At 42.0% G+C, this 21,963-nt stretch carries 24 protein-coding genes; 7 read left to right on the forward strand and 17 right to left on the reverse strand.

What is annotated here, in order from left to right; genetic code table 11:
• Positions 1 to 823: 823 nt before the first annotated feature.
• Together AACT52_RS32910 and AACT52_RS32915 are read right to left on the reverse strand one after the other, a co-directional pair.
• Positions 824 to 1,006, reverse strand: coding sequence for a hypothetical protein (locus AACT52_RS32910; RefSeq protein WP_143172936.1), 183 nt, complete (start codon positions 1,004 to 1,006; stop codon positions 824 to 826).
• 134 nt (positions 1,007 to 1,140) lie between these two features.
• On the reverse strand, positions 1,141 to 2,406 hold the full coding sequence (locus tag AACT52_RS32915) for an HhoA/HhoB/HtrA family serine endopeptidase (RefSeq protein WP_073634819.1): 1,266 nt from the start codon (positions 2,404 to 2,406) through the stop codon (positions 1,141 to 1,143).
• Between the two features lie 367 nt (positions 2,407 to 2,773).
• Between AACT52_RS32915 and AACT52_RS32920 the strand changes: the two genes are divergently transcribed.
• Together AACT52_RS32920 and AACT52_RS32925 are read left to right on the forward strand one after the other, a co-directional pair.
• Positions 2,774 to 3,784, forward strand: a complete 1,011-nt coding sequence (locus tag AACT52_RS32920) for a zinc-dependent alcohol dehydrogenase family protein (RefSeq protein WP_073634820.1) — start codon at positions 2,774 to 2,776, stop codon at positions 3,782 to 3,784.
• An 83-nt stretch (positions 3,785 to 3,867) separates the two neighbouring features.
• Positions 3,868 to 4,128 carry a hypothetical protein gene (locus AACT52_RS32925; RefSeq protein ID WP_445263936.1) on the forward strand — a complete coding sequence of 87 codons (261 nt, stop codon included), beginning with the start codon at positions 3,868 to 3,870 and terminating at the stop codon, positions 4,126 to 4,128.
• On the opposite strand, the gene AACT52_RS32930 is transcribed toward AACT52_RS32925, so the two are convergent.
• The 9 genes from AACT52_RS32930 to AACT52_RS32970 all read right to left on the reverse strand — a co-directional run bounded on the left by AACT52_RS32930 (position 4,102) and on the right by AACT52_RS32970 (position 12,068).
• A complete protein-coding gene (locus tag AACT52_RS32930; protein WP_073634822.1) occupies positions 4,102 to 4,635 on the reverse strand; it encodes a GNAT family N-acetyltransferase in 534 nt (177 codons plus the stop codon). The genes AACT52_RS32925 and AACT52_RS32930 overlap by 27 nt on opposite strands.
• Before the next feature lie 390 nt (positions 4,636 to 5,025).
• On the reverse strand, positions 5,026 to 7,044 hold the full coding sequence (locus AACT52_RS32935; protein WP_073634823.1) for an ABC transporter ATP-binding protein/permease: 2,019 nt from the start codon (positions 7,042 to 7,044) through the stop codon (positions 5,026 to 5,028).
• A gap of 461 nt (positions 7,045 to 7,505) precedes the next feature.
• Positions 7,506 to 8,669, reverse strand: coding sequence for a cupin domain-containing protein (locus tag AACT52_RS32940; protein ID WP_073634824.1), 1,164 nt, complete (start codon positions 8,667 to 8,669; stop codon positions 7,506 to 7,508).
• A gap of 146 nt (positions 8,670 to 8,815) precedes the next feature.
• Positions 8,816 to 9,790 carry an MvdD family ATP-grasp ribosomal peptide maturase gene (locus AACT52_RS32945; protein ID WP_073634825.1) on the reverse strand — a complete coding sequence of 325 codons (975 nt, stop codon included), beginning with the start codon at positions 9,788 to 9,790 and terminating at the stop codon, positions 8,816 to 8,818.
• A 162-nt stretch (positions 9,791 to 9,952) separates the two neighbouring features.
• Positions 9,953 to 10,930, reverse strand: a complete 978-nt coding sequence (locus AACT52_RS32950; RefSeq protein ID WP_073634826.1) for an MvdC family ATP-grasp ribosomal peptide maturase — start codon at positions 10,928 to 10,930, stop codon at positions 9,953 to 9,955.
• 295 nt (positions 10,931 to 11,225) lie between these two features.
• Positions 11,226 to 11,363 carry a microviridin/marinostatin family tricyclic proteinase inhibitor gene (locus tag AACT52_RS32955; protein WP_073634827.1) on the reverse strand — a complete coding sequence of 46 codons (138 nt, stop codon included), beginning with the start codon at positions 11,361 to 11,363 and terminating at the stop codon, positions 11,226 to 11,228.
• A gap of 89 nt (positions 11,364 to 11,452) precedes the next feature.
• The gene (locus AACT52_RS32960) at positions 11,453 to 11,596 is read right to left on the reverse strand and encodes a microviridin/marinostatin family tricyclic proteinase inhibitor (RefSeq protein ID WP_073634828.1); all 144 of its coding nucleotides are present in this window, start codon (positions 11,594 to 11,596) and stop codon (positions 11,453 to 11,455) included.
• Positions 11,597 to 11,685: 89 nt separating this feature from the next.
• The gene (locus tag AACT52_RS32965; protein WP_073634828.1) at positions 11,686 to 11,829 is read right to left on the reverse strand and encodes a microviridin/marinostatin family tricyclic proteinase inhibitor; all 144 of its coding nucleotides are present in this window, start codon (positions 11,827 to 11,829) and stop codon (positions 11,686 to 11,688) included.
• Between the two features lie 89 nt (positions 11,830 to 11,918).
• The gene (locus AACT52_RS32970; RefSeq protein ID WP_073634854.1) at positions 11,919 to 12,068 is read right to left on the reverse strand and encodes a microviridin/marinostatin family tricyclic proteinase inhibitor; all 150 of its coding nucleotides are present in this window, start codon (positions 12,066 to 12,068) and stop codon (positions 11,919 to 11,921) included.
• Between the two features lie 264 nt (positions 12,069 to 12,332).
• On the opposite strand from AACT52_RS32970, the gene AACT52_RS32975 reads away from it, so the two are divergent.
• On the forward strand, positions 12,333 to 12,479 hold the full coding sequence (locus AACT52_RS32975) for a hypothetical protein (protein WP_158054871.1): 147 nt from the start codon (positions 12,333 to 12,335) through the stop codon (positions 12,477 to 12,479).
• A gap of 57 nt (positions 12,480 to 12,536) precedes the next feature.
• Here AACT52_RS32975 and AACT52_RS32980 read toward each other — a convergent pair whose 3' ends face one another.
• From AACT52_RS32980 to AACT52_RS32990, 3 genes are all read right to left on the reverse strand, one after another.
• Positions 12,537 to 13,094: a hypothetical protein gene (locus tag AACT52_RS32980; protein ID WP_143172937.1), complete on the reverse strand. Its 558-nt coding sequence runs from the start codon at positions 13,092 to 13,094 to the stop codon at positions 12,537 to 12,539.
• Positions 13,095 to 13,409: 315 nt separating this feature from the next.
• Positions 13,410 to 13,664, reverse strand: coding sequence for a hypothetical protein (locus tag AACT52_RS32985; RefSeq protein WP_158054873.1), 255 nt, complete (start codon positions 13,662 to 13,664; stop codon positions 13,410 to 13,412).
• A gap of 62 nt (positions 13,665 to 13,726) precedes the next feature.
• Positions 13,727 to 14,755, reverse strand: coding sequence for a hypothetical protein (locus AACT52_RS32990; protein WP_073634830.1), 1,029 nt, complete (start codon positions 14,753 to 14,755; stop codon positions 13,727 to 13,729).
• Positions 14,756 to 14,883: 128 nt separating this feature from the next.
• Here AACT52_RS32990 and AACT52_RS32995 point away from each other — a divergent pair, with 128 nt between their 5' ends.
• The 3 genes from AACT52_RS32995 (at position 14,884) to AACT52_RS33005 (ending at position 18,011) form a co-directional block, all read left to right on the forward strand.
• Positions 14,884 to 15,798 (forward strand): metallophosphoesterase family protein, encoded by a 915-nt coding sequence (locus AACT52_RS32995; RefSeq protein WP_073634831.1) that lies wholly within the window; start codon positions 14,884 to 14,886, stop codon positions 15,796 to 15,798.
• Between the two features lie 177 nt (positions 15,799 to 15,975).
• On the forward strand, positions 15,976 to 17,370 hold the full coding sequence (locus AACT52_RS33000; protein WP_073634832.1) for an AAA family ATPase: 1,395 nt from the start codon (positions 15,976 to 15,978) through the stop codon (positions 17,368 to 17,370).
• Positions 17,367 to 18,011: a retron system putative HNH endonuclease gene (locus AACT52_RS33005; protein WP_073634833.1), complete on the forward strand. Its 645-nt coding sequence runs from the start codon at positions 17,367 to 17,369 to the stop codon at positions 18,009 to 18,011. The genes AACT52_RS33000 and AACT52_RS33005 overlap by 4 nt, the downstream gene beginning before the upstream one ends.
• Before the next feature lie 420 nt (positions 18,012 to 18,431).
• Here AACT52_RS33005 and AACT52_RS33010 read toward each other — a convergent pair whose 3' ends face one another.
• The 3 genes from AACT52_RS33010 to AACT52_RS33020 all read right to left on the reverse strand — a co-directional run bounded on the left by AACT52_RS33010 (position 18,432) and on the right by AACT52_RS33020 (position 19,382).
• Positions 18,432 to 18,596 (reverse strand): hypothetical protein, encoded by a 165-nt coding sequence (locus AACT52_RS33010; RefSeq protein WP_158054875.1) that lies wholly within the window; start codon positions 18,594 to 18,596, stop codon positions 18,432 to 18,434.
• A gap of 16 nt (positions 18,597 to 18,612) precedes the next feature.
• Positions 18,613 to 18,969 (reverse strand): hypothetical protein, encoded by a 357-nt coding sequence (locus AACT52_RS33015; protein ID WP_073634834.1) that lies wholly within the window; start codon positions 18,967 to 18,969, stop codon positions 18,613 to 18,615.
• A 245-nt stretch (positions 18,970 to 19,214) separates the two neighbouring features.
• A complete protein-coding gene (locus tag AACT52_RS33020; RefSeq protein WP_158054878.1) occupies positions 19,215 to 19,382 on the reverse strand; it encodes a hypothetical protein in 168 nt (55 codons plus the stop codon).
• Between the two features lie 316 nt (positions 19,383 to 19,698).
• Here AACT52_RS33020 and AACT52_RS33025 point away from each other — a divergent pair, with 316 nt between their 5' ends.
• The gene (locus AACT52_RS33025) at positions 19,699 to 21,891 is read left to right on the forward strand and encodes an ATP-binding protein (RefSeq protein ID WP_198941032.1); all 2,193 of its coding nucleotides are present in this window, start codon (positions 19,699 to 19,701) and stop codon (positions 21,889 to 21,891) included.
• Positions 21,892 to 21,963: the final 72 nt, after the last annotated feature.

The following is a 21,963-nucleotide window of genomic DNA, read 5'->3' on the forward strand; positions in this document are numbered from 1 at the left end:
AATACCAATTCTTTATGAAGATGCATAGAATATTAAAAAACGAACCGCCAAGACGCCAAGAGCGCCAAGAATGGAGGTTATTTATTTAGTGCAGCTTCAGATTAAATTGGTATAACTTGATCTCTCCTTGTAGGGAAAGTTATTTGAAGTGGGATTAAGCTTATAGTTGCCTAATCCCTCTTCAAATTTCTTGGCTCAAAGAGAGTTATTAATTACGTTTCAAAGAAGTGTGGGATTAAGTCTTACCAACAAAGAAATAAAACGACAAAACTTAATTGATTTTTCAGACCCAAATCCTTGAATTACGCAATCAGTTAAAAAACTTTACATTGTTTATAGTATCCCTTTGGAATTTGAGAGTTAATGTTAATTATTTGAGTTCTACTTTCAATCGCCTCTTGGAACAAATCTGTTTGTCTATTGGTAAGTTTTTTTTCAAACAGTTAATGATACCAATTCTCTGTAAACTTGCGCTTAATCAGCAGTAACAAAAAAAACATATAGCGCTAATATTTTAGCCTGGATGTTTGCAAAATATTAAGTTCATCTTCATAGGGAATTGGCATGAGTTTCGGCTGCTGTTCCAATTTCTCCTTATATGAATTTGGTTTTCGTTAAAAAGGTAATTATTTCAATCTCTATAACTGCTATTGTGAAAAATTTTTTTAGTTTCAACAGTACCCACAAGGGTCATATTTTTGTAGTAAAACTTGTTAAGTAAATCGGCGTTAAAAACTTTACTTATGTAACGAAATGTAAAGCCAAAGAAGACCTCAAAAATTGGTCATTACACAGTTTTTACAAAACTAAACATACATTGGTTTTATCCTAAATTAAAGGGTTTAAGACCACGAGCGTCTATACGTAGTACGCTAGATGTCTCAAGTCGGGAAACCCTTTCGGCAGTCACCTGCGGAGGGAAACCCTCCCGCAGTGCTGCCTCACCACGACACTGGCTCCTCAGTTTCAGTCGGGGTTGAAATCCAAGGAGTGAAACTGTCTTCAATGCCGTACCTTATAAATGAGGGAATGCGTGAATTGTTAATTCGTCAAGTACGGGGAGTGGGATCAACAAAATTAACGTACATCAACTCTTTTTCTGACCCCACCAAGACCTGTTAGGCAGGGTGGGGTAGTTTACTACTCAGAAGCGGCTTCCCGGAGTTCACCCGGTCGCACGCTCAACTGCTGAGTTTGTTCACCTCGTTGTACTGTAAACTGCAACGGCTGGTTAATTCGGCTCTGTTCTACCAACTCTTGCAACTGTTCGGCAGTTGTCATCGGTTGTTCATTGACTTGAGTGATTACATCTGCCCGACGCAAGCCAGCAGTAGCAGCAGGGCTATTGGGCATAACTTGCATCACCAATACGCCATTGATTTGTGGTAAAGTCAACGTCGTATTCGGGTCGCTATTGGATTGTTTTGCCAGTTCTGGGGTGAGGGTAATCATCCGCACACCGATATAAGGATGCGAAATTTTCTGACCACGAGCTAAAGCTTCTTCAATGACTTTGGCTTTATCAATGGGAATGGCAAACCCAATTCCCTGAGCATCAGCACGAATCGCTGTGTTAATGCCAATGACTTCACCTTGTTCATTAAGCAAAGGACCACCAGAGTTACCAGGATTGATAGCAGCATCGGTTTGGATAAAGTCCAAGCGTTTATCGGGGATGCCAACCTGAGCGCTAGAGCGGTTCAAGGTGCTGATAATACCTAGAGTAACAGTATTGTCTAGCCCCAATGGGTTGCCAACTGCGATCGCCCAGTCACCGACTTGTAAATCCTTGGAGTTACCGAGGGGGGCTACTGGCAAGTTTTTGCCATTAATTTTGACAACCGCCAAATCCGAAGGTTCATCTACTCCTTTGACTTCTCCTTTTAACTTACGTCCATCCTTAAGGGTGACGGTAACAGAATCAGCACCACTGACAACATGAGCATTGGTAAGAATCATGCCGTTGGGGTCAATGATAAAACCAGACCCTTCTCCGCGTTGGCGGTACTCTTGAGGCACTCTGGAAGAGAAGTCATTACCAAAAAACTCCCGGAAGAAGGGGTCCCCAAAATACGAGTCAGGCGCACGCATGGTGACAGTACGCTCTGTATCAATTCGCACGACAGCGGGTCCAACTCGATTGACAGCAGCACTCACAAAACTGCGGATAGCAACTTTTTGTTGGGAAGCTGCTGTTGACGGTGCAGTCGTTTCTGCTGTTGTTTCTACTATGGTCGTACTTGGTGCGGTAGCAATAGGCAATGGCCGCTTCAGAATTTGCAGGTTGGGAAATGCCCATAAAGTCGTCAAAGTCAATCCCACACTCAAAACAGCCACCAAAACATGGCTAGTCACTTGACGCAACAGGGGCGAGAAACGTTGTTCTTCAGAAGATGACAAAGACATAGTAATTTCTGCTATCCCAAAGAGCTTACAGGTTGTAGAAAGCTGATAAATCAAGTTCTACAACCTATTAACATTTTGTAACTTACATTCAAAAAAATCAGCGTTGATGATATCAGCGCCTCTACAACCATTATGACTTGGAGGTTGTGCTGTTCGGCGTGCTGCCAGTCGCTCTGAGCTATGCTAAGCAAATATACTTATAGTTGCTCAGAACTTTCCCTGAACTTTTAAATATGGTATGCAAATTATAGAATTGTTAGCTTATTGACGAGTGCACTGTTGTTTCTTGAGTTATTCAAGTAACGCAGATTCAAAATTGAACCAATTTGTGGTAATCAAGCAGTAGAAAAAACAATACGGAACTGCGATGAAAGTTTGGGAAGTTCAGTCTAAAGAAGGTCTGGATGCATTGACACTGGTTGAAAGACCAGAACCACAACCAAAGGCGGGACAAGTTCTCTTGAAGATGCGTGCTGCTTCACTGAATTATCGGGACTTGTTGACTGTCAAAGGAGCATATGGATCGAAGCAAAAGCTACCGTTTGTTCCATTCTCTGATGGTGTAGGGGAAGTGGTTGCGGTTGGCGATGGGGTCACTAGAGTTAAAGTAGGCGATCGCGTGGCTGGTATCTTCATGCAAACTTGGCTGGAAGGGGAATTCTCCGCAGACAAATCAAAATCAGCGTTGGGCGGTGCCATTGATGGTATACTCGCAGAGTACGTAACGCTCCATGAAGACGGCGTTGTTCATGTACCAGAACACCTTTCTGATGAAGAAGCAGCATCTTTACCTTGTGCCGCAGTCACAGCTTGGAACGCCCTGACGACGGATGGCAAGCTGAAAGCTGGCGACACCGTTCTTGTGCAAGGTACGGGAGGAGTGTCTTTATTTGCGCTACAGTTTGCCAAGATAATAGGGGCGCAAGTGATTGCCACTTCTAGCAGCGACTTGAAGTTAGACAAGTTGAAACAACTTGGTGCATCCGAAGTCATCAATTACAAAACCACGTCGAACTGGGATGAAAAAGTTTGGGAACTGACAAATGAGGTGGGAGTTGACCGCATCATAGAAGTTGGCGGTGCAGGAACTTTCAATAAGTCGCTACGCGCCATTCGCTACGGCGGGTATATCAGTTTGATTGGGGTGCTGACTGGGTTAAGCGCAGACGTTAGTACAGCCTCGATTCTGCACAAAGGTATTACTGTACAAGGTATCTATGTAGGCAGCCGTGCCATGTTTGAGGCGATGAACCGGGCGATCGCTTTACATAATATCAAACCTATTATTGACCGAGTGTTTCCCTTTGAGGAAGCACGACAAGCGTTGGAGTACATGGAGAGTGGGGCGCATTTCGGTAAAATAGCCCTGCACTTCTAGGAACATGGTTTGTAGTAAGCGCTGTCTTCGCGCTTAGCGTTTACTACAAAATATCCGTGCTTTCGGCGTGATTGGACGCAATCTTGTGCAGTAGCTTTCAAAGCAACAAGATTGGGATGTTGTTGGCTTATCTAGGCGATCGCCAGATTTTGCAACTTCAGCCAAGTTTTTTAGGCAAAGTAGTACTATGTATAAGTTTTACGGAGCAGACAATGAACATGGCAATCAACTTAATGCTTGCAAGTGGTCTGTTCTGGACACTCACCTACATTCTGCTCAAGTTTCCAAACAAAAGTTCATCTTTGAAGCAGACAGAATTAGTGTACGGTAGCTGTTTTGCATAATTGCCATACCAACATCTTCTCTCGTGATTCTATAAGCTGCATTCCGATTTTTTCTAGCACCCGCTTTGAAGCTATATTATCTGGATCGCATCCAGCAGTCACCCTTTGCACACTAGGTTGAGATAATGCCCAATCTATCACAGCTTTCGTAGCTTCAGACGCGTACCCCTGTTGTCGATATGATGGAGCTATGTAATAGCCAATTTCCAAGGAACCTGTAGGTGAACCTGTGCTATCTGGGATAACTTTAACCATAACGTGACCAATGAGCGTGTTTTCTGCTTTATGAATGACTAAACTTCCCCATCCCCATTCACTTTGAAACGGATATTTGCACAGAATATCTGCAATGAATGGCAAATCTTGAATCAACTCTTCATCATACCAGTCTGGTAAAACTGTCACCCCCAGAAATGATGCTAATTCAGCATTTCCCATGATTGCTGCTTTTACTATTTCCAGCTTAAAAGGTACTAAATATAATCGTGTGGTAACAAGGTTTTCCATGCTATAGCATTCCTATTTGATTTACCAAATTGTTAATTCCGCTTTTTTAATTTTTTAAATCTCCTCTAAAGGATAGGGTTTTAAAACAGTTATCAGTTATCAGTTATCAGTTATCAGTTATCAGTCAGTCAGGCGTATGGTGGGGGGATGCGCGACCCGCCCTCCGGGTATCTCCTGAGCCTGCGGCACGGCTGCGCCGAACGGAGACGCTGAGCGCAAAGCGCACGCTCCGCGAACGCGAACGCCACTTGCTCTACTTGGGGAAACCCCAAGACCGCAGTGGCTCACCACCAACGCATAAAGGTGCTCTTGGTGGGGGACGCGCGACCACTCGTATTTAACTGATAACTGTTTACTGTTCACTGTTCACTGTTAAAAGTATGAGTTGCCCTAATCTCTTATCCATTTCGATACTTTCGGGTCTTTGTTATAGCGGTAGGTCACGTTATCCTTTGTAGTGATAGGCTTTCCTTGACTTGCCCTGGTTCTGATAGTGGTAAGAGAATAGTCTGTTAATGTTTTAACTTCTTTATGAGAAAGCCCTAAAATTGTGCCATCTGCTGCTGATTCTGGTTTGATTTTGAGTTCATCTTTAGGGAAAATCTCTATTGTTATTTGCTCCTTTTGAGATGATTTAATAGCATTTTGTTTTTGAAGCCGATAATCTTGTATTGAAACGAGTTGCCAACTAGATTCTTGTGAAAGTTCTAATACCCATTGATGATAATTAAACAAACTTTCTCTATGCCCAACACTGATAAATGTTGTTTTCGTTTGTTGTAATTGTTGATATAAATTTCCTTCGTTATTCAAATCTAAAGCACTCGTTGCTTCATCTAAGATAGTGAAACTAGGATGTGTAATTAATAGTCGTGCGAAAGCCAGGCGTTGTTGTTCTCCCAACGACAATATATTTTCCCAAGGAACTTCTGTATCAAAGCCATCTATGCGGGTAAGCAAGTTTTGTAGGTTAACTTGTTGCAAAATTTCTTCGAGTTCGCGATCGCTCATTTTCCGGTCTGTATGCGGATAGAGTAACTGTTCGCGCAAAGTACCCAAAATGATATAAGGACGTTGGGGTAAAAATAAGACTTCCTCTAGGGGAGGACGCACCAGACGACCAGTTCCCGCATTCCACAAACCAGCGATCGCTCTCAATAAAGAACTTTTACCCCTACCACTAGGACCAACAATCAATAACCCTTCGCCTAGCTGAACAGAAAGTGACAAATCTTCAACAATCACCTGCTCATAGTTCGGCGTTTGTAAAGTGACATTCTCAAAAGCCAAACGCTTTTCTTCTATGACTTTAATAGTACTTACATTCTCTGGTTGTTTAGTGACAGCTTCCAACGCATCCGAAAACTCAGCTAAACGCTGTACGTAACTAGAAAACCGCCCTGAAATCCCAAACTCAGCTATGAGTTGCCCCAGAGCATTAGAAAACATAAAGCAAGTTATACTAATCTGGTTAATTTCTCCATAATCAATTTGATCTTGAATAAATAAAGGTGTGAGGATGAACATCGAAAATACACCGATAGCAGACTGATACGCTCTACCAAAAGCATCTTGTCCTCTTTCAAAGTTTAGCTTGCGTTCAGCAGTTTTCAGTACATTATTAAATCGCCGCTGAATTATATTTAATTCTTCCTCTTCTCCCTGAAAAAAAGCAATCGATTCCGCGTGATTGCGAACATGAGTTAGGCAATAAGCAAAGTCTGCTTTAAACTCAAGTTCTTCTTGATTAATTTTATTGAATTGTTGATTTAAGTAAACAGCTACCAAATTACCTATAATTGTATAAATAACCAAATAAATTGCGATTTCTGAGGAAATTGTCCAGAGAATTATCACAGAACTTATCATTTCCAGAACTTTTTCTAAGAAGGTAGCTGAAAATCTCAAAGCAGTGCTGGTAATCGGTTCTATTTCTTGCGATAGGCGTTGATCTGGATTATTTATATCGGATTGAAAATTTATTTTATAATAAGCTTGATTGCTAAAATATTTTTCTAAAATCTGATTATTTAGCCATTTGTACCAATCAAGAGCTATTTTTTTTCTGACATAATTCAAAAAAGTTACCAACAGGACTATCACTACAACAATGAAACTGGACACCCATAAAGTATTATTATATTTAGAAAGGTCTCTCTCTTCAATAATGATATCAAGTACATAGCGGTTCCAGTAGCTATTTGCAGCGTTTACACCTACAATTCCAGCTATTAATAATACAAGGAGAATGAGCATTCCCCATGAACGAATCACATCTGAAAATGCTCTTCCTTCTGTTTTTGTTGGATACCAATAAGGCTGAGCGACTACTCTGATATCCTCCCAAAATTGAGTCAAGGCTGAAAAAGGATTTGTTTTTGTTTGCTCACGCACAGATTGAGTTTGCATATTCTAAAAATTGTAGTGGCTTTATTTGTGAGTTGATGAGGATTTACCCATGCTGAAGCTATAAAGGCTGAACTCCTTTGAGCGAAAACGCCACTAATATCATTTCTGCCAAAATCTATATAATCATGTAGCTTATCAAATGTCAAAACTGATTAAGTATGTACCTGGTTTGTCACAAAATGTTAAGATACAAAGAAAACTGAAGGGGACTGGGGATTGGGGATTGGGGATTGGGAGGTACAACGCTCAAAATAAGGAGATTTTTCTCCAATAACCGTCGCCAGTCACGAAACGGCGAGCGCTTATTCATTCCATCAGCAATTCATTACTATTGTGGTGGGGGCAGTTCTGTAGCGACTTGGTAAGAAAATATAATAATTATTAATTGGTAATTTGTAATTAAGAAACTTAAATTTAAACGCGATTTATAGGTTTACATCTATCAATCAACATTTAAAACCTCAGACAGTGGTTAACAGTCCCTCTTGAATTAAGCGACGTACTAAGGCTAACTTACTATTATCGGTAAGACCTGGTAAATCTTTGATGGCAAACTCTTCAGAATCCACAATGAAGCGGATCGCCCGTTCTGATCTGTTTGACTCCATCACAGTGTTCCCTGCAAATTGAATACCAATTTTACTTATTGTTTTAATAATACGATATATGCCTTCTCTTTTTTGAACAATTGTATCTAAAGTCAAGTTATCAAGATTTTCTAGCTGATAGAAATGTTCATCTGCTAGTGGAGACATTTCTCCTAAAAAACGTTGGGCAATTTCTTCAATTGCAACCTCAACTTCTGATTTGTCTGCGAGAGTTTGTAGGAGTTCTTGAAATTGCTCTTTTAAAGATACCTTGGCTTCGCCTTGCTGTAAAAATCCTACTGGTAATGACTCTCGGAAACGAACATCTTTTTGAGTTAACAAAGTAACGGCAGTATTTATCAAGTCAAACCATTTGTAGGCGTGGATACCAACTGTCAAATGTATAGAAGAAGAGTCAGAAGTAAATACTTCATGAATATAGCCACGAGGTATATATAATAAATCACCAGCATTTAAGCAAAATTCTGCTACAGGAGATTTGAGTTCATTTCTAAATCTTTCCTGATATTTATGGTCAGAAGGAAGAGGCAGAGTTATAGGAGAATCATAAATACGCCAGTTTTTTGAACCTTCAACCTGCAAAATAAAAACATCATGAGAATCAAAATGAGCCGCAAAACCCTGGGAATTTTTGGGCGACATATACAGGTTTATACCCACAGGATGATTTAAAAAAACTTGTAACTTCCTGTGAAGATCGGATATCGGTTTCCAACGCTCGTTAATTCTGCCGAGGTTCAGAGTATAACCTAGAGAGTAGGCTTTGTATAATTGCTTAAGATCAACAACTCCATCATTATTAAAGAAAGAGTTTTCCTTTATTAGTTGAACTTGTGAAGGGTTAGAGCCATAAAAGCGGATAATTGAGTCTATATCTTTTATGGAAATAAGCTCAGAGTAGTAATTTAAGTCACTTCTAGGAATAAAACAAGGACGTTTCTCCCAATATTGACTAAAGAAAGTTTCTGAGTCTATTGGATGAAGCATTCTTTCAAAATCAAAATCAGACTTTGACATTACGCACTTCCTGAAAAATTTGAAAGCTACTCACAGAGAAATTACACTAAAAAATACTAAAAGGGGCAGAGGATAAACGATACAAGGAATTTTAAATTTGAATCCTAAATCGCTAATCTAAAATTGTTTGCCCCATGTCCTATGCCCTATTTTTGGGTAAGTAGAATTTCCGCGATCGCCTGCGAAATAGGATAGTGTGGTGAATATATCTCCATCCAGAAAAATTCCCCGACTGGGTTAACTTCGAGGAATACGTGCTGACCATCTGGAGTGACAATAATATCAATTGCCCCGTAGTTTAAGCCAAAATAAGCCATCAGTTTCAGCAGCTTTTTCTCAATATCTTCTGGCAAGTCGTAGGGCTTCCAATTCTTAACTAAGTTTTTCCCTTCTTTGCGCCAGTCGTAAGTAGATCCTTCCAAGCTTTGGGAGTCTACTGCGGCAGTAAATACCTGGTGTCCGACAATAGTTGTCCGCAACTCCAGCGCCTTTGGCACGTTTTCCTGAAATGTCATCGGACAAAAACGCAGTCCTTCCATATTCTCCAGATCATCATCTGTAACTGGAGTGGTAAACACAACGTTTTCTCGCCCCTGATCATCATAGATAGCAAAGGAAGAAAGCATCTTGGTGATTATCCCTTGCGGACAATCTTGAGCAAACTGCTTGACTGCTTCTGGATTGTTTGAAGTCAGAGTACGTGGAGTTAAAAGTCCAACTTCTCGTGCAACTTGCAACTGTAGTTGCTTATGATTTGCCCGATCCACATTTGACATCTTATCAAAGTGGAATCCTGGGAGGCTGGCAATCATACCCCTGACAGTAACGCGACATTCCTGAATTGACGCATCTCTGTATTGCTTGTCCATAGAGTTGGGGATTTTTTGCCCGTAGCGCATCCGCCGATACCAAACTGAAGACACCTCACTCAAATCGAGCTTCTGTTCGCCATCAGTAATAATGACACGTTCTGTATTGCCGGAGTAAATATCTAGCTTGACTTCGGTGGGATATCTGTCTGTGTCAAACCGAAATGCTTTTTCTCCTCTAGCCTCAATTTCTTTGATGACTAGAGGAATGCTTTCGTTGTCTTTGCTAAAAGTAACTATTAATACTGTCATAGAAAATTTTTAACTAAAGTGACAAATTCTATTTAAGTAGGGTGTGTTACCGCGACAGCGTAACGCACCATGTATAGAGCGAGCGGTGCGTTAGGCGCTTTGATTATATTTTTCGTGACAAATCATATTGAATAATGCGCCTAACACACCCTACAGTAACTACTAGGAAATAAGAGCATCGGCGATCGCATAACTAATTGGCAAATCCAAATCTTTCTCCAACATTCCCCATTCTCCTACGGGGTTGTTTTCCAAAAAGACGTATTCGCCTGATGGTGTGAGGATGAAATCTAACGAGCCAAATGAAAGCCCAAATTTACCCATAAACGCTTGGAGACGACGAACTATTTCATCAGGAAGCTGGTGGTGTTGCCATGCGCCAACCTCAACACCTGGTTTACGCCAATCAGCTTTGGCTGCTGCATACACATCCGCATTTAGCGCCCCCACAAATACATTGCCATTCACATACACCACCCGTAATTCCTGCTGCTTAGGAATTTGCTCTTGAAAAACCATTGGGCAATAGCGCAATGACTCAGCATCTTGTAAGTCTTCTTCTTTAACGGTGTTGGTGTAAAGATAGAACGAGGTATATTCCATACTATGGGAAAGAGCAGTTAAGAGCTTGCTCACCATTTTGCCGTTGACTTGATGGAAAAACTCTCGTGCTGCTTGGGCTTTGTTGGTGACAAGAGTCTGGGGAATAACAAAACCTACTTCAGACGCAATCCGCAGTTGACGCAGCTTGTTACTTGCATAATCTATCCGCTCTAAATCATCTACCCACTTAGCTCCCTTGAGGCTGTCCCAAAAACCATCTAAAGTTGCTTTTGATTCTCTAACGCAAGCTTCTCGGAACTTGGGAGCTAATTCTTGACTGAGTTTTGGTTCCCAATTGCGGCGCGTCCATACAGCTTGCACCTGCTCTGTACTGATAGATTGGTTGCCATATTCTATAGTGTGGTAGCTTTTAGACTTGTCAAAATGTGCTGTTAGTTGCACTTCTAGAGGAAACTTATCAGTATCTAGACGAAATGGTTGCGCCCCTTTTTTTGACAAGGCTTCTGCCACTCTATCTATTGTGAAGAAATCTCCACTGTGGGTGATTAATAAAACAACATCACGAGACAGGTGCATAAAATATTTTCTTTGAGAATTTTAACAGGTAGATATTAAAACAGTGAACAGTAATAAGTTACCCTTCGGGTATCTCCTGCGGAGACGCTACGCGAACGCCAGTCGCCTACGGAGGGTAACCCTCCTACAGCGCTGGTCTCACCAGTTACCAAAAAACTGATAACTGATTACTGGTAACTGGTAACTGTTAAGGCGATCGCCTACGGCGGGCGCTCTGCGCCATCGCATTCCTAAGAGTAGCCTTTAGTTATTTAATAACTGCTACTCCCTTAATTGCTGATGAACCTAACTAGATTTAGTAATCTTCTTGATCGGAAGGATACTTGAGAGTATAGGGCGGAAGATCATACGCTTCAGCTACTTGCTCTTCCAAGAAACGAGCAAAGAATGGTACTACTTCCACGTTTGCCTCTTTGACTGTGTTTGTAGACATAGTATTATTCCTTGATATTGGTTGTTACCCAGGAGTAGGAGTTCTTTAATAACTCCTACTCCCTTAATTTCCCATGAAGCTAACTAGATTTAGTAATCTTCCCAATCGGAAGGATACTTACGAGTCTGGTTAGGAGCAGTATCAGACACTTCAGCTACTTGCTCTTCCAAGAAACGAGCAAAGAATGGTACAGCTTCGACGTTTGCCTCTTTGGCTGTGTTTGTTGTAGACATTGTATTATTCCTTGATATTGGTTGTTACCCAGGAGTAGCAGTTATTTGATAACTCCTACTCCCTTAATTTCCGATGAAGCTAACTAGATTTAGTAATCTTCCCAATCGGAAGGATACTTACGAGTCTGGTTAGGAGCAGTATCAGACACTTCAGCTACTTGCTCTTCCAAGAAACGAGCAAAGAATGGTACAGCTTCGACGTTTGCCTCTTTGGCTGTGTTTGTTGTAGACATTGTATTATTCCTTGATATTGGTTGTTACCCAGGAGTAGCAGTTATTAAATAACCGCTCCTCCCTTTATTTCAGATGAAAAAGACTAGAATTACTTGTCTTCCGCATCTGAAGGAAACTTGAAAGTCCAAGGGAAAGAAGGAGTATCTGTTCCTTCACCTTCAGTAGCTTGCTCTTCCAAGAAACGCGCAAAGAATGGTACCACTTCGACATCCACTGTTTTGACTGTGTTTGTAGACATGGTGCTTTCCCTTAAGGAAATTGCTTTTGCAATTAAATATATACCAGACATTCAATATGTGTGCAAGAACACTTAAGACAGTTAAGAAGTCATTATTTTAAGACAGTTAAGACAGTTAAGACAGTTAAGACACTTAAGCGGACAGTTAAGACACTTAAGCGGACAGTTAAGAAAGTTAAGCGGACAGTTAAGACAGTTAAGAAAAAAAATACTTAATAATTATTAATATGAAGTAATCAATCTCAAACTATAACAATAAAAATTATGTTATTTGTACACGCACCTGCACTACCACCCTTGATTGGGCGAGAAATTCTGTTTGGTAATCCCGAAAAAACCAGTCCTATAGCAGTTTTCAGTTGTATAGAATCCAGTTTTTGTGGGGTGGGCATCTTGCCCGTCCTAGATTAAGAACGGGCGAGACGCCCGTCCCACAAGAGCATGAAATTGTAATCCATAAGCGGACAATTACTCGCTAACGGGTGATAGTTCAGCAGACTGAACAACCCGAAGTTGGTAGCTCTCGAAAGGAACTTTTTGCTGGGAACCTTCCGCTTGGGGTGAACTCAGAGGCTCATAGGTAATCAGTTCATAGTGCAGCCGATTACTTTGTCGCTCACATACTGTACTAATTAACCGATCTTGGACTCTAAATTGACTGTAGAGTTTGTCCCCAACCCACCAACTATCGATTAGAGTTCCATCCTTCTCATCAATCACAAAGTGACCAGCACTTCGATCCTTAACAACTAACTCATAATCACGTACTAGCTTATTCGCCCCCGTTCCGTAAGTGGTTTGCCAAGTGTAGCGCATCGGATTGTTAGAGATTGGCTGAATTCGGAGTGTGATTGGTACAGTTTGAGACCGCCCTTTCACAGAACGATCTAACATTGTGCCGCTCCATGTGCCTTGCCAGTTCTGAGGAAAGGAATTGCTGGATAATGTAGCACTTTGCACATTTCTCCCCATCATTAATATAAAAACAGACATCAGCATCCCAACGAGCAGGCTTCGCTTCAGCATTGAAAGAAACTCTTGCATATTACTAAACACTCTAAGAAAACTTAATTTTGAACCCTATCAAATATGCTTCAAATTACCACTCAAGCCTGAAACACAAGTGCCATAACTAAGTGATTATACGGTTTTATTTGTATAACTATCTATTATGATGACGCTATGCGCTATTTATGCATAATAGCCAGCTTCTGTCAAGATATATAGAAAATTTCTACATAACATCCTTATTTAGACTGAACTTTCTCCCAAGGAAAAAGAGCTAATTTTCATTCCCATGAACAAAGTTTTTTAACTGGTACGAGCAAAATCGTTGTGATATCAACGCCTGTCCGCTCGTTTGCTATTTGCCAGAATTGAAAGACCGTCCTGATTTTTATTCTCAGAAACGGGACTTGGTGAATTCAAAAAAGCTTTTAAAACAGTACCAGCCGCAGTGCGTATGGTGGGGGATTTAAAAGAGCCACCAACGCTCTCTGGTCCAATTGGTGTGGTGTTTCCCCCGGAGGATGAAACTGATAACTGATAACTGGTAACTGTTAAAGGCGATCGCAACCAATCAATCCAACTTGTCAAAATTGAGAAGTCCGTCAACTCATTGCATTCTGATTTCTAACTTGTGACTTCTGACTTCTTGTTCAAGTTGTCGCCCGCCGTTGAAAAATAATCATATTAGTACCAACAACAGGATTTCTTGCTACCAGTCTACCCTGTGGGTCAAGAATGTCTAAATGGCTGAAATCTAGTTCTTTAGAACGTTGCAGCATCTGAGCCAAAAGTTTCTCCTGTTGCTCTTGTTTGAGATTATACCATTCTTCACTAATTGTCAGAGCGAGACTACTGGAACGGAAGTTAGCTTGAATCGACTGTATCAAACCAGAAGCAAAGCGATCGCTAATTTGGGCGACTTGATTTTCGATAGATGCAATCAAGGTTTGCTCTGGCGTCAATACCAAGGTTGGCGTGGGAGTTGGTTCCGGTTCCGGTTCTGATGGCGGAGTTTCCTCGACTGTTGGTGGTGTAATTTCTGCTACAGGCGGAGGAGTTTCTTGAGTTGGTGGCGGTGTAATTTCCTCTGCAGGCGGCGGGGTTTCTTCTTTGGCTACAGGCGGAGGAGTTTCTTGAGTTGGTGGCGGTGTGATTTCCTCTGCAGGCAGCGGGGTTTCCTCACCGGCTGGTGGTGTGGGAGGTGCTTCTAGTTCTGGCGGAATGGCGATCGTTGCGGGAGGTGTTTCCTCAGTAGGCGGAACAGTTGCAACCTCTGTAGGCTTACCTGAGAAAACAGTGGAAGTTGTCCAAACCAGCAGAACCGCAATTCCAGCAATAATGCCTGTCAAAGCCGTATCCGATAATTTTCTCGATAAATTTGTTGGTAACAAAGAGCGAATTTTACCTAAAGCTGCACTCCACCCCAGCTGAAGCTTCTGCAAAAAACCGGGGGTTTCCTCAGAACCAGGAGGGGGTGCTGTTTCCAGTTTCTCTACCGTTGTTTCTAGTACCCCAATTGTCCCTCGTAGAATTTGGATAATTGTAGCCTTCCAAATTGGCTGGGCTCTCTGGTATTGTTTTCGGGGAGGTTGAGCTGTTGACTCAACCATCGGTTGCGGCTGATTGTCTTCCGGTTCAGGGGAAAATGGTGGTTGTGAATTCTGATTGTCTTGGGGCATGGAACTTTCACCGTCAGCTGCGAATCAAAGACAAGAGACTTTAGGAATTGCGGGTGCAGCCTCCTCAGCCTTAATTTATCACTTCATTGCTTCGGCTATACTTTACTATTTATTGAATTTGGTCATTTATGAAGCTGAAACGCCGTCAATTTTTGTTTTTTAGTAGCCTCAGTGCGATTGGTTTAGGATTTCTTGGCTGTGTTACTCGTCAAGCTGGTAAAAATGGTGGAATAGCTGCATCAAAAGCCGCAACACCCCCTAATCCAGCCAAAAACGAGTTGTTATGGCGTTTTGTTTCCGTTGCAGATACTGGTACTGGAGATCAAGGACAGTACGCTGTCGCTAAGGCAATGACTAACTATCACAGCAAAAGTCCTTATGATTTGGTTGTTTTAGCTGGTGATAATATCTACACCAATGGCGAAATGGAAAAAATTGGTGCGGTGTTTGAGCGTCCCTATGCACCTTTACTAAAGCAAGGTGTGAAATTTCAGGCTGTTCTGGGAAATCACGATATCCGCACAGCAAACGGCGACTTACAACTGAAGTATGTCGGCTTTAATATGAAGGATCGCTACTATACATTTCGCCGCGACAATGCCCAATTTTTTGCCTTAGATACCAACACGAACGCTGATTGGGAAAAGCAGTTAAAATGGTTAGAGCAAGAATTAAGCGCCTCTAATGCACCTTGGAAAGTTGTATTTGGTCATCATCCAGTTTATGCATCAGGTGTGTATGGCAGCAATCCAGCGTTCATTAAAAGCTTTACTCCACTGTTTCAAAAATACGGTGTTCAACTCTATATAAATGGTCACGAACACCATTATGAACGCACTCGTTCTCTTAATGGAACGACTTATTTAATATGTGGTGGTGGTGCGGGTACTCGTCCTGTAGGTCGTTCGGAATGGACAGAATATTCAGCAGAAAAGTTGAGTTTTGCCGCCTATGACGTTTATGCAGATAGAATAGAAATTAGTGGCATCGGCATCGATAACCGCGTTTTTGATAAAGGCATTATTCCACTCAAAGCAGCTTAAAAATTAAGCTGCTCCGTGGAAATACTACTTTTTTTCGTTGAGACTGTCATTTGTTTTTTGTAACAAAAAATGAGTACGGGTAGGTTTGGAAATCTGCCCGTACAAGATTCCCGTACAAGATTAATGACAAAGGACACCCTCACGAGTCCAACGTGCAATTTTAATGAGTGACAACTTATGAAAGTCAAGCGCCTAAGAATGAGTGATTTCCGTGGAATCGGAGATTTGACGCTGGATTTTGATGACATGAGTCCAACTGTACTTATTGGTGTCAATGGTGTCGGGAAATCTAGGATTTTGGACTGTATTGCGATTCTTTTGTCACAGTTAACAGGGCAGATTCAAGATGGTGGTTCAACACGTACTTTAAGCGAACAAGACATTACTAATGGAAGCAAAGAAACACATATCGAAATTACAATTTCTCTGAACGAGAAGGAAGAAATCACTTGGTCTTTGAGCCACAAACGGGAAGAAGGTAAATCTCCTAGAAGTGCAAGTGAGAGGCGATTAGAGGCTATCAGATCATTAATAGATGGTATGAGTGAACAGCGCTTGCAACAGATGAAGCGTGATAACGACTTGAAAAGATTTTTACAAACAGTTGTAGAAGTGGTGAATCAGGAAGTTGACGAAGTTAGCCAAGACCCTTTAGAAAAGGTGGTTGACGGAATAAACACTCACTTAGCAAATAATGAGAACGCTAGTATACCTTTGCCAGTTTACTATCCGGTAAATCGTGCCGTTCTTGATATGCCTTTGGAAAGTTCCGACGAATTTTCATTTACTCAAAGAAATGCCTATGATCAAGCACTTACGGGAGGAAGAATTGACTTCCAAGGCTTCTTTGAATGGTTTAGAAATCGGGAAGATTTGGAAAATGAATTGCGACGGGATAACCCGAATCATCGAGACAAACAGTTGGAAGCGGTCAGAGGGGCGATCGCATCATTGCAACCAGAGTTTTCAGATTTACGAGTTGAGCGATCGCCCTTGCGGATGACTGTCAAAAAACAAGGTCAAGAACTCATCGTCAATCAGTTATCTGATGGCGAAAAATGCTTATTGGCATTGGTGGGAGATTTGGCAAGGCGCTTGGCAATTGCTAACCCAGGTTTAAGCGATCCACTCCAAGGGAATGGTGTTGTTCTCATTGATGAAATTGAACTGCACCTGCACCCAAAAAGGCAACGGCAAATTATTCCAGCTTTGACCACAACATTTCCCAATTGTCAGTTTATTATCACCACTCATTCGCCACAGGTTGTGAGTCACGTCAAACCTGATAGCATCTATCTTCTACAAGCGACACCTGATGGTATCGTTGCTGACCGTCCTGAAAATTCGTTTGGCAGAGACAGTAATCAGATTCTAGAAGATTTGATGGGTGTATCTGAAAGACCACAGGAAATCAAAGATAATCTCCGTGATTTGTTCAGATTAATTGACCAGGGACTTCTTGATCGCGCCAAGCAATTGCGCCAAAACTTAGCCGATGAAATTGGAGAAGATGATCCGGAGTTTGTGAGAGCAGATATCCTTATCCGAAGCAAGGGAATTCTAAATCGATGAAATATATTCAAAAGGGTAGAGAACCTGATAGCTTAACGAAATGGAAGCAGAAACTGGGGAAAAGGACACCTGATTGGAAAGCCTTTCCGCAATCAGTGAAAAATGAAGTATATCTATCGCTACTACAAGAGCAAGGTTTCATTTGTGCCTACTGTGGTATGTCCATAGGTAGGAAGCAATGCCATATTGAACACTTTAGACCCAAAAGTGTTTATAAACACTTGACATTTGAGTACACTAATCTGATAGCTTCATGCCAAGGCGAAGATGAACACAGACCTCGTGTACCAGTGCATTGTGGACACAAAAAACAAGCCTGGTTCGATGAGGAACTCATGATTTCTCCCTTAGATCCAAAATGTGCAGATTACTTTAAGTACTCTGGTTTCGGAGAAGTTCTGCCAACAGATGAGCTAGATAAGCAAAAAGCGGCTAATACCACAATTCAAAGGCTGGCACTCAGTATTGATAAATTGAGAAAGATGAGGCGTGCAGCAATTGATGGAGTGTTGCAAGCAACGAGTGGATTGACAGATGCAGAGGTTCAACTACTTGCTCAAGCTTATCAGAAGCCAGATGCAGATGGAAGAAACACGCCCTTCTCTGCGGCGATTATGTATATACTCAAGCAATATTATTGATTCTTGACCCCACCCCTAACCCCTTTTCGCTTGCGGTAAAGGGTAAGGGGGGAACTATCTGCCATTGGTGTCAACTTAAGCTGTAAGTCACTAAACGACAATGCTTTGAGAGATTCCCTTGTTCCCAGTCTCTAGCTGGGAATATAATTAGCAGGCTCTGCCTGCCTTAAGAGCGGCAGAGCCACCGCAAGCGCATTTCCAGGTGGAACCTGGAAACGACATTTTAGAAGGGTTCAGCTTAAGTTGACACGCATGACTATCTGCCCCCTTTTTAAGGGGGTTGGGGGATCTCATACAGCCGAAACATCGCTAAGCGAAATGTATTGTAACCACACCGACACAAGCCGCATCAATCCAGTGGGCTTTTGGCAACTCAAAACGAATCCGATTGAACTTATACCAATTTAATGTGAAGCTGCACTAAATAAATAACCCCCATTCTTGGCGCTCTTGGCGACGCCAGTCGCCTGCGGAGGAGACAGTACTGAAGGCGGGTCTCCCGCCGTAGGTAACTGTCGTTGGAAACCCTCCTGCAGCGCTGGCTCGTCTTGGCGGTTCGTTTTTTAATATTCTATGCATCTTCATAAAGAATTGGTATTAGCTATTGACAAGACTGGTTTACGATTTGGATAAACTTGGCTCGACTTGCAGTAAACCTTTGTTGATTTTTAGCAAACAAAGCCTTAGCTTCAGCACGCCTGGATTTAGCTAAATCACGGCAATATTCAGCTTCAGCACCCACAGCATCTAAATCGTTTTCTATCAAATCATATGTGTCACTGTTGGCTGTTGTTGCAGCATCGCCTTTGAAATTACTTTTTAGCTCTGTTGGTTCTAAGTCGTCTCTTGGTTGTCCAATGCCTACTGCACTCTCAATGATATTCAAGTACTTCTCAAATACTTGGAATTGCTCTTCGATGACTTCTAAATTCCGGGTTCCTGGGTTTCGAGTACTCATGGCAAGTCAGCAGTGACGCATTTGCTCTGTATTGGTACTATAAAAAAATTTAGTTTTGTCGTCTGTACAGTAACCAACACAACCAACAACTTGGGGAAGGAGTAGCGTAGATGTCAGTCAAACTCTGAACTTTTTAACTAACAAGATTGCTCATACACTTCAACCTACGACTAACTTCGGCAATGTGGCAGTACTCCACAAACAGCAATTTCTCGAAGTCGCTCTCCCGCTGTCACAAAGCGCTCCTACCACAAAAAGATTGGTAAACCAGCAATCACAGAAGCAATACTTGTCCAGATAGAAAAGCGTTCTACATCTGCTTCATCCAGAGCAGCACTCATTTGAGTCATTGTCCCAAACAGCCCGAAAAGTAGCAGTACAAAGAAAGCAAAATACGACAAAAAATTAATCATTGATTTTTTCACCTCTTGAGTAATACAGTGATAGCTAAGTACGAAAAAGCCTCTAGTTTCTGAGAAAACTAGAGCTTTTTTTATGTATGGATGTTAATGTTATCTTTTAGAAATTTACCTCTGTTGCCAAACCTATCCCTCTACCTGGAGAATAAGTGGAGAAAGATAATAAGGACGGGTTAAGGTTAATTTTGTAAGTATTCAGGGACACAAGCTAAACCTACTGCCAATGTTAGGCTCTCGAAAGCTTGCTATCATCCCTAACATCATGAGAAATTAACATATGGATTAAATAATCTAGTTTCAAAAATTACTCATGGCATCGCGGGTGTGGGATAGACTAAGCGAAATTCGTCGTCGCCGCTTTGTGGGACGCACCCAAGAGACTTTGCTGTTTGAGTCGGTGTTGGCTTCACGACAGCTTCCTTGGCAGATGTTATATATTTTTGGTCTTGGTGGTGTGGGCAAAACAACTTTACTACAGGAGTTTGCTTACATTTGTGAGGAAGCTGGAACACCAGTTGTTTACGTTGATGCCCGTAATATTGAGCCATATCCTGAGTCGTTTTATAAGGCGTTAGAAGTTGCTGCGGGAGTGGAATTTCAGATTAAGGAACCGCAGAGACGCAGCGGAAAGTCTGAGCGGAGGTTTCCTCCGATCAGAACTTTCCAAGACAGAGAACGCAGAGAAGAAAGAGGTTTTGCTCAAGATGGTTTGTGGGATGCGATCGCTTGCCATAGCGGTCATTATGTGGTTTTGATTGATACTTATGAAACACTGGTGAGTCTGGAAGATTGGCTGTTGCAGGTGTTTTTGCCTCAATTACCAGAAAATGCTTTGGTGGTTCTGGCGGGACGTCAACCTCCCTCGAAAGCTTGGCGAAGTGATCCAGGATGGCAAGCTTTGACTTATACGTTGGAGTTATGCAACTTCAGTTTAGAAGAAAGCTGGGCCTATTTAAGTAAACGACAAATTCCTGAACAACAATATGAGTGTATCTTAAACTTTACTCACGGTCATCCTTTGGCGCTGTCGTTGGTTGCTGATGTGTTTGCCCAGCAAGGTGAGTTTAACTTTCGCCCAGAAGCTGCGCCTGATGTGGTTAAGACTTTATTAGAACAGTTTGTGCAAGAGGTTAAGAGTCCATTGCATCGTGCAGCGTTGGAGGTGTGTGCATTGGTGCGTCTAACAACGGAAGCACTGCTAGCTGACACTCTGGGGTTGGATGATGTTTATGATTTGTTCCAATGGTTGCGGGAGTTATCATTTATTGAATCTGGTTTGCATGGAGTTTTCCCTCATGATTTGGTGCGAGAAGCAATAGCCGCAGATTTGCGCTGGCGAAACCAAGAGCGATATGCTGAATTATTCAGCCGCGCCCGTACGTATTACATCAAACGTATTCAGCAGACTGAAGGTGCAGAATTAGAACGCGCCCTATTTGATTACGTTTTCAAAAGCCCTCAAGTACGACAATTTTTCGTCTGGCAAGACAACAGTAATCTACTGAGTGATAGCCTACGCGAAACTGACATTTCAGCGTTGGTGGCAATGGTGGCAAAGCACGAAGGCGAAGTATCGGCAAAGCTAGCTGCACAGTGGTTGGCAAAGCAGCCACAGGGGGTGTTGGTATTTCGTTCGTGTGAGGGAGGAACGCCTCTGGGGTTTATGATGATGCTGGCTTTACATGAGGTAAACAGTGAAGATTTACAACTAGACCTGGCTATGCAAGCTGTGTGGAATTATATTCAGCAGCAGGGGTCATTGCAACCTGGTGAGAAGGCAAGTTTTTGCCGTTTTTGGATGGCTGCTGATACCTATCAAGCCGTTTCTCAGATTCAAAGCCTCATTAATATTAAAATCTTTCGCCACTGTGTCACCACTCCCAATTTAGCTTTCATGTTTACAGCTTTCGCTGAACCGGATTTTTGGGAATTTTTCTGTACGAGGGCGAATACGCCGTTACTGCCAGAAGCGTATTTTACAGTAGATGGACGGCAGTATGGTGTGTGCGGACACAATTATCGAGTTGAGTCGGTGATGGAATTGTTGCGATCGCTCCCAGATTGGGTGCTGACTATGTCTCCTGGTTTAAGCAGCGTTAATCACAGTCTAGAACAGATTGAATCATTGGAAGTCCTGAGCCAATCTGAGTTTACAACAGCCGTAAGGCAAGCTTTGCGTGATGTTCTACATCCAGAGGCACTGCGGCAAAATCCGCTTTTAAATTCGCCAATTGTGACTAAACGCATAGGTAGCAATACTTCTACACCGGAACGTATCGCCACTTTACAACTCATATTAGAACAAGCAATTGAGTCTTTAAAGCGTTCTCCCCGCGAAGCCAAATTTTACTGTGCTTTGTATCATACCTATTTGCAACCTGCGCGTTCCCAGGAACACGCCGCAGAGATTTTAGATATTTCTATCGGGAGTTTTCGCCGTCATTTGAAAGCTGGTATTGCAAGAGTCACAGAAATTTTATGGCATCAGCAAAGCGAAAATTGATCGCTTTTTGATCGGGTTTTGATCTGGAATTGGATAGCTCGTTTTCGTCAAAGTAAAGATGTTACGTCTCTA

This window comes from Scytonema sp. HK-05 (assembly GCF_963872035.1).
GTDB lineage: Bacteria > Cyanobacteriota > Cyanobacteriia > Cyanobacteriales > Nostocaceae > Kalymmatonema.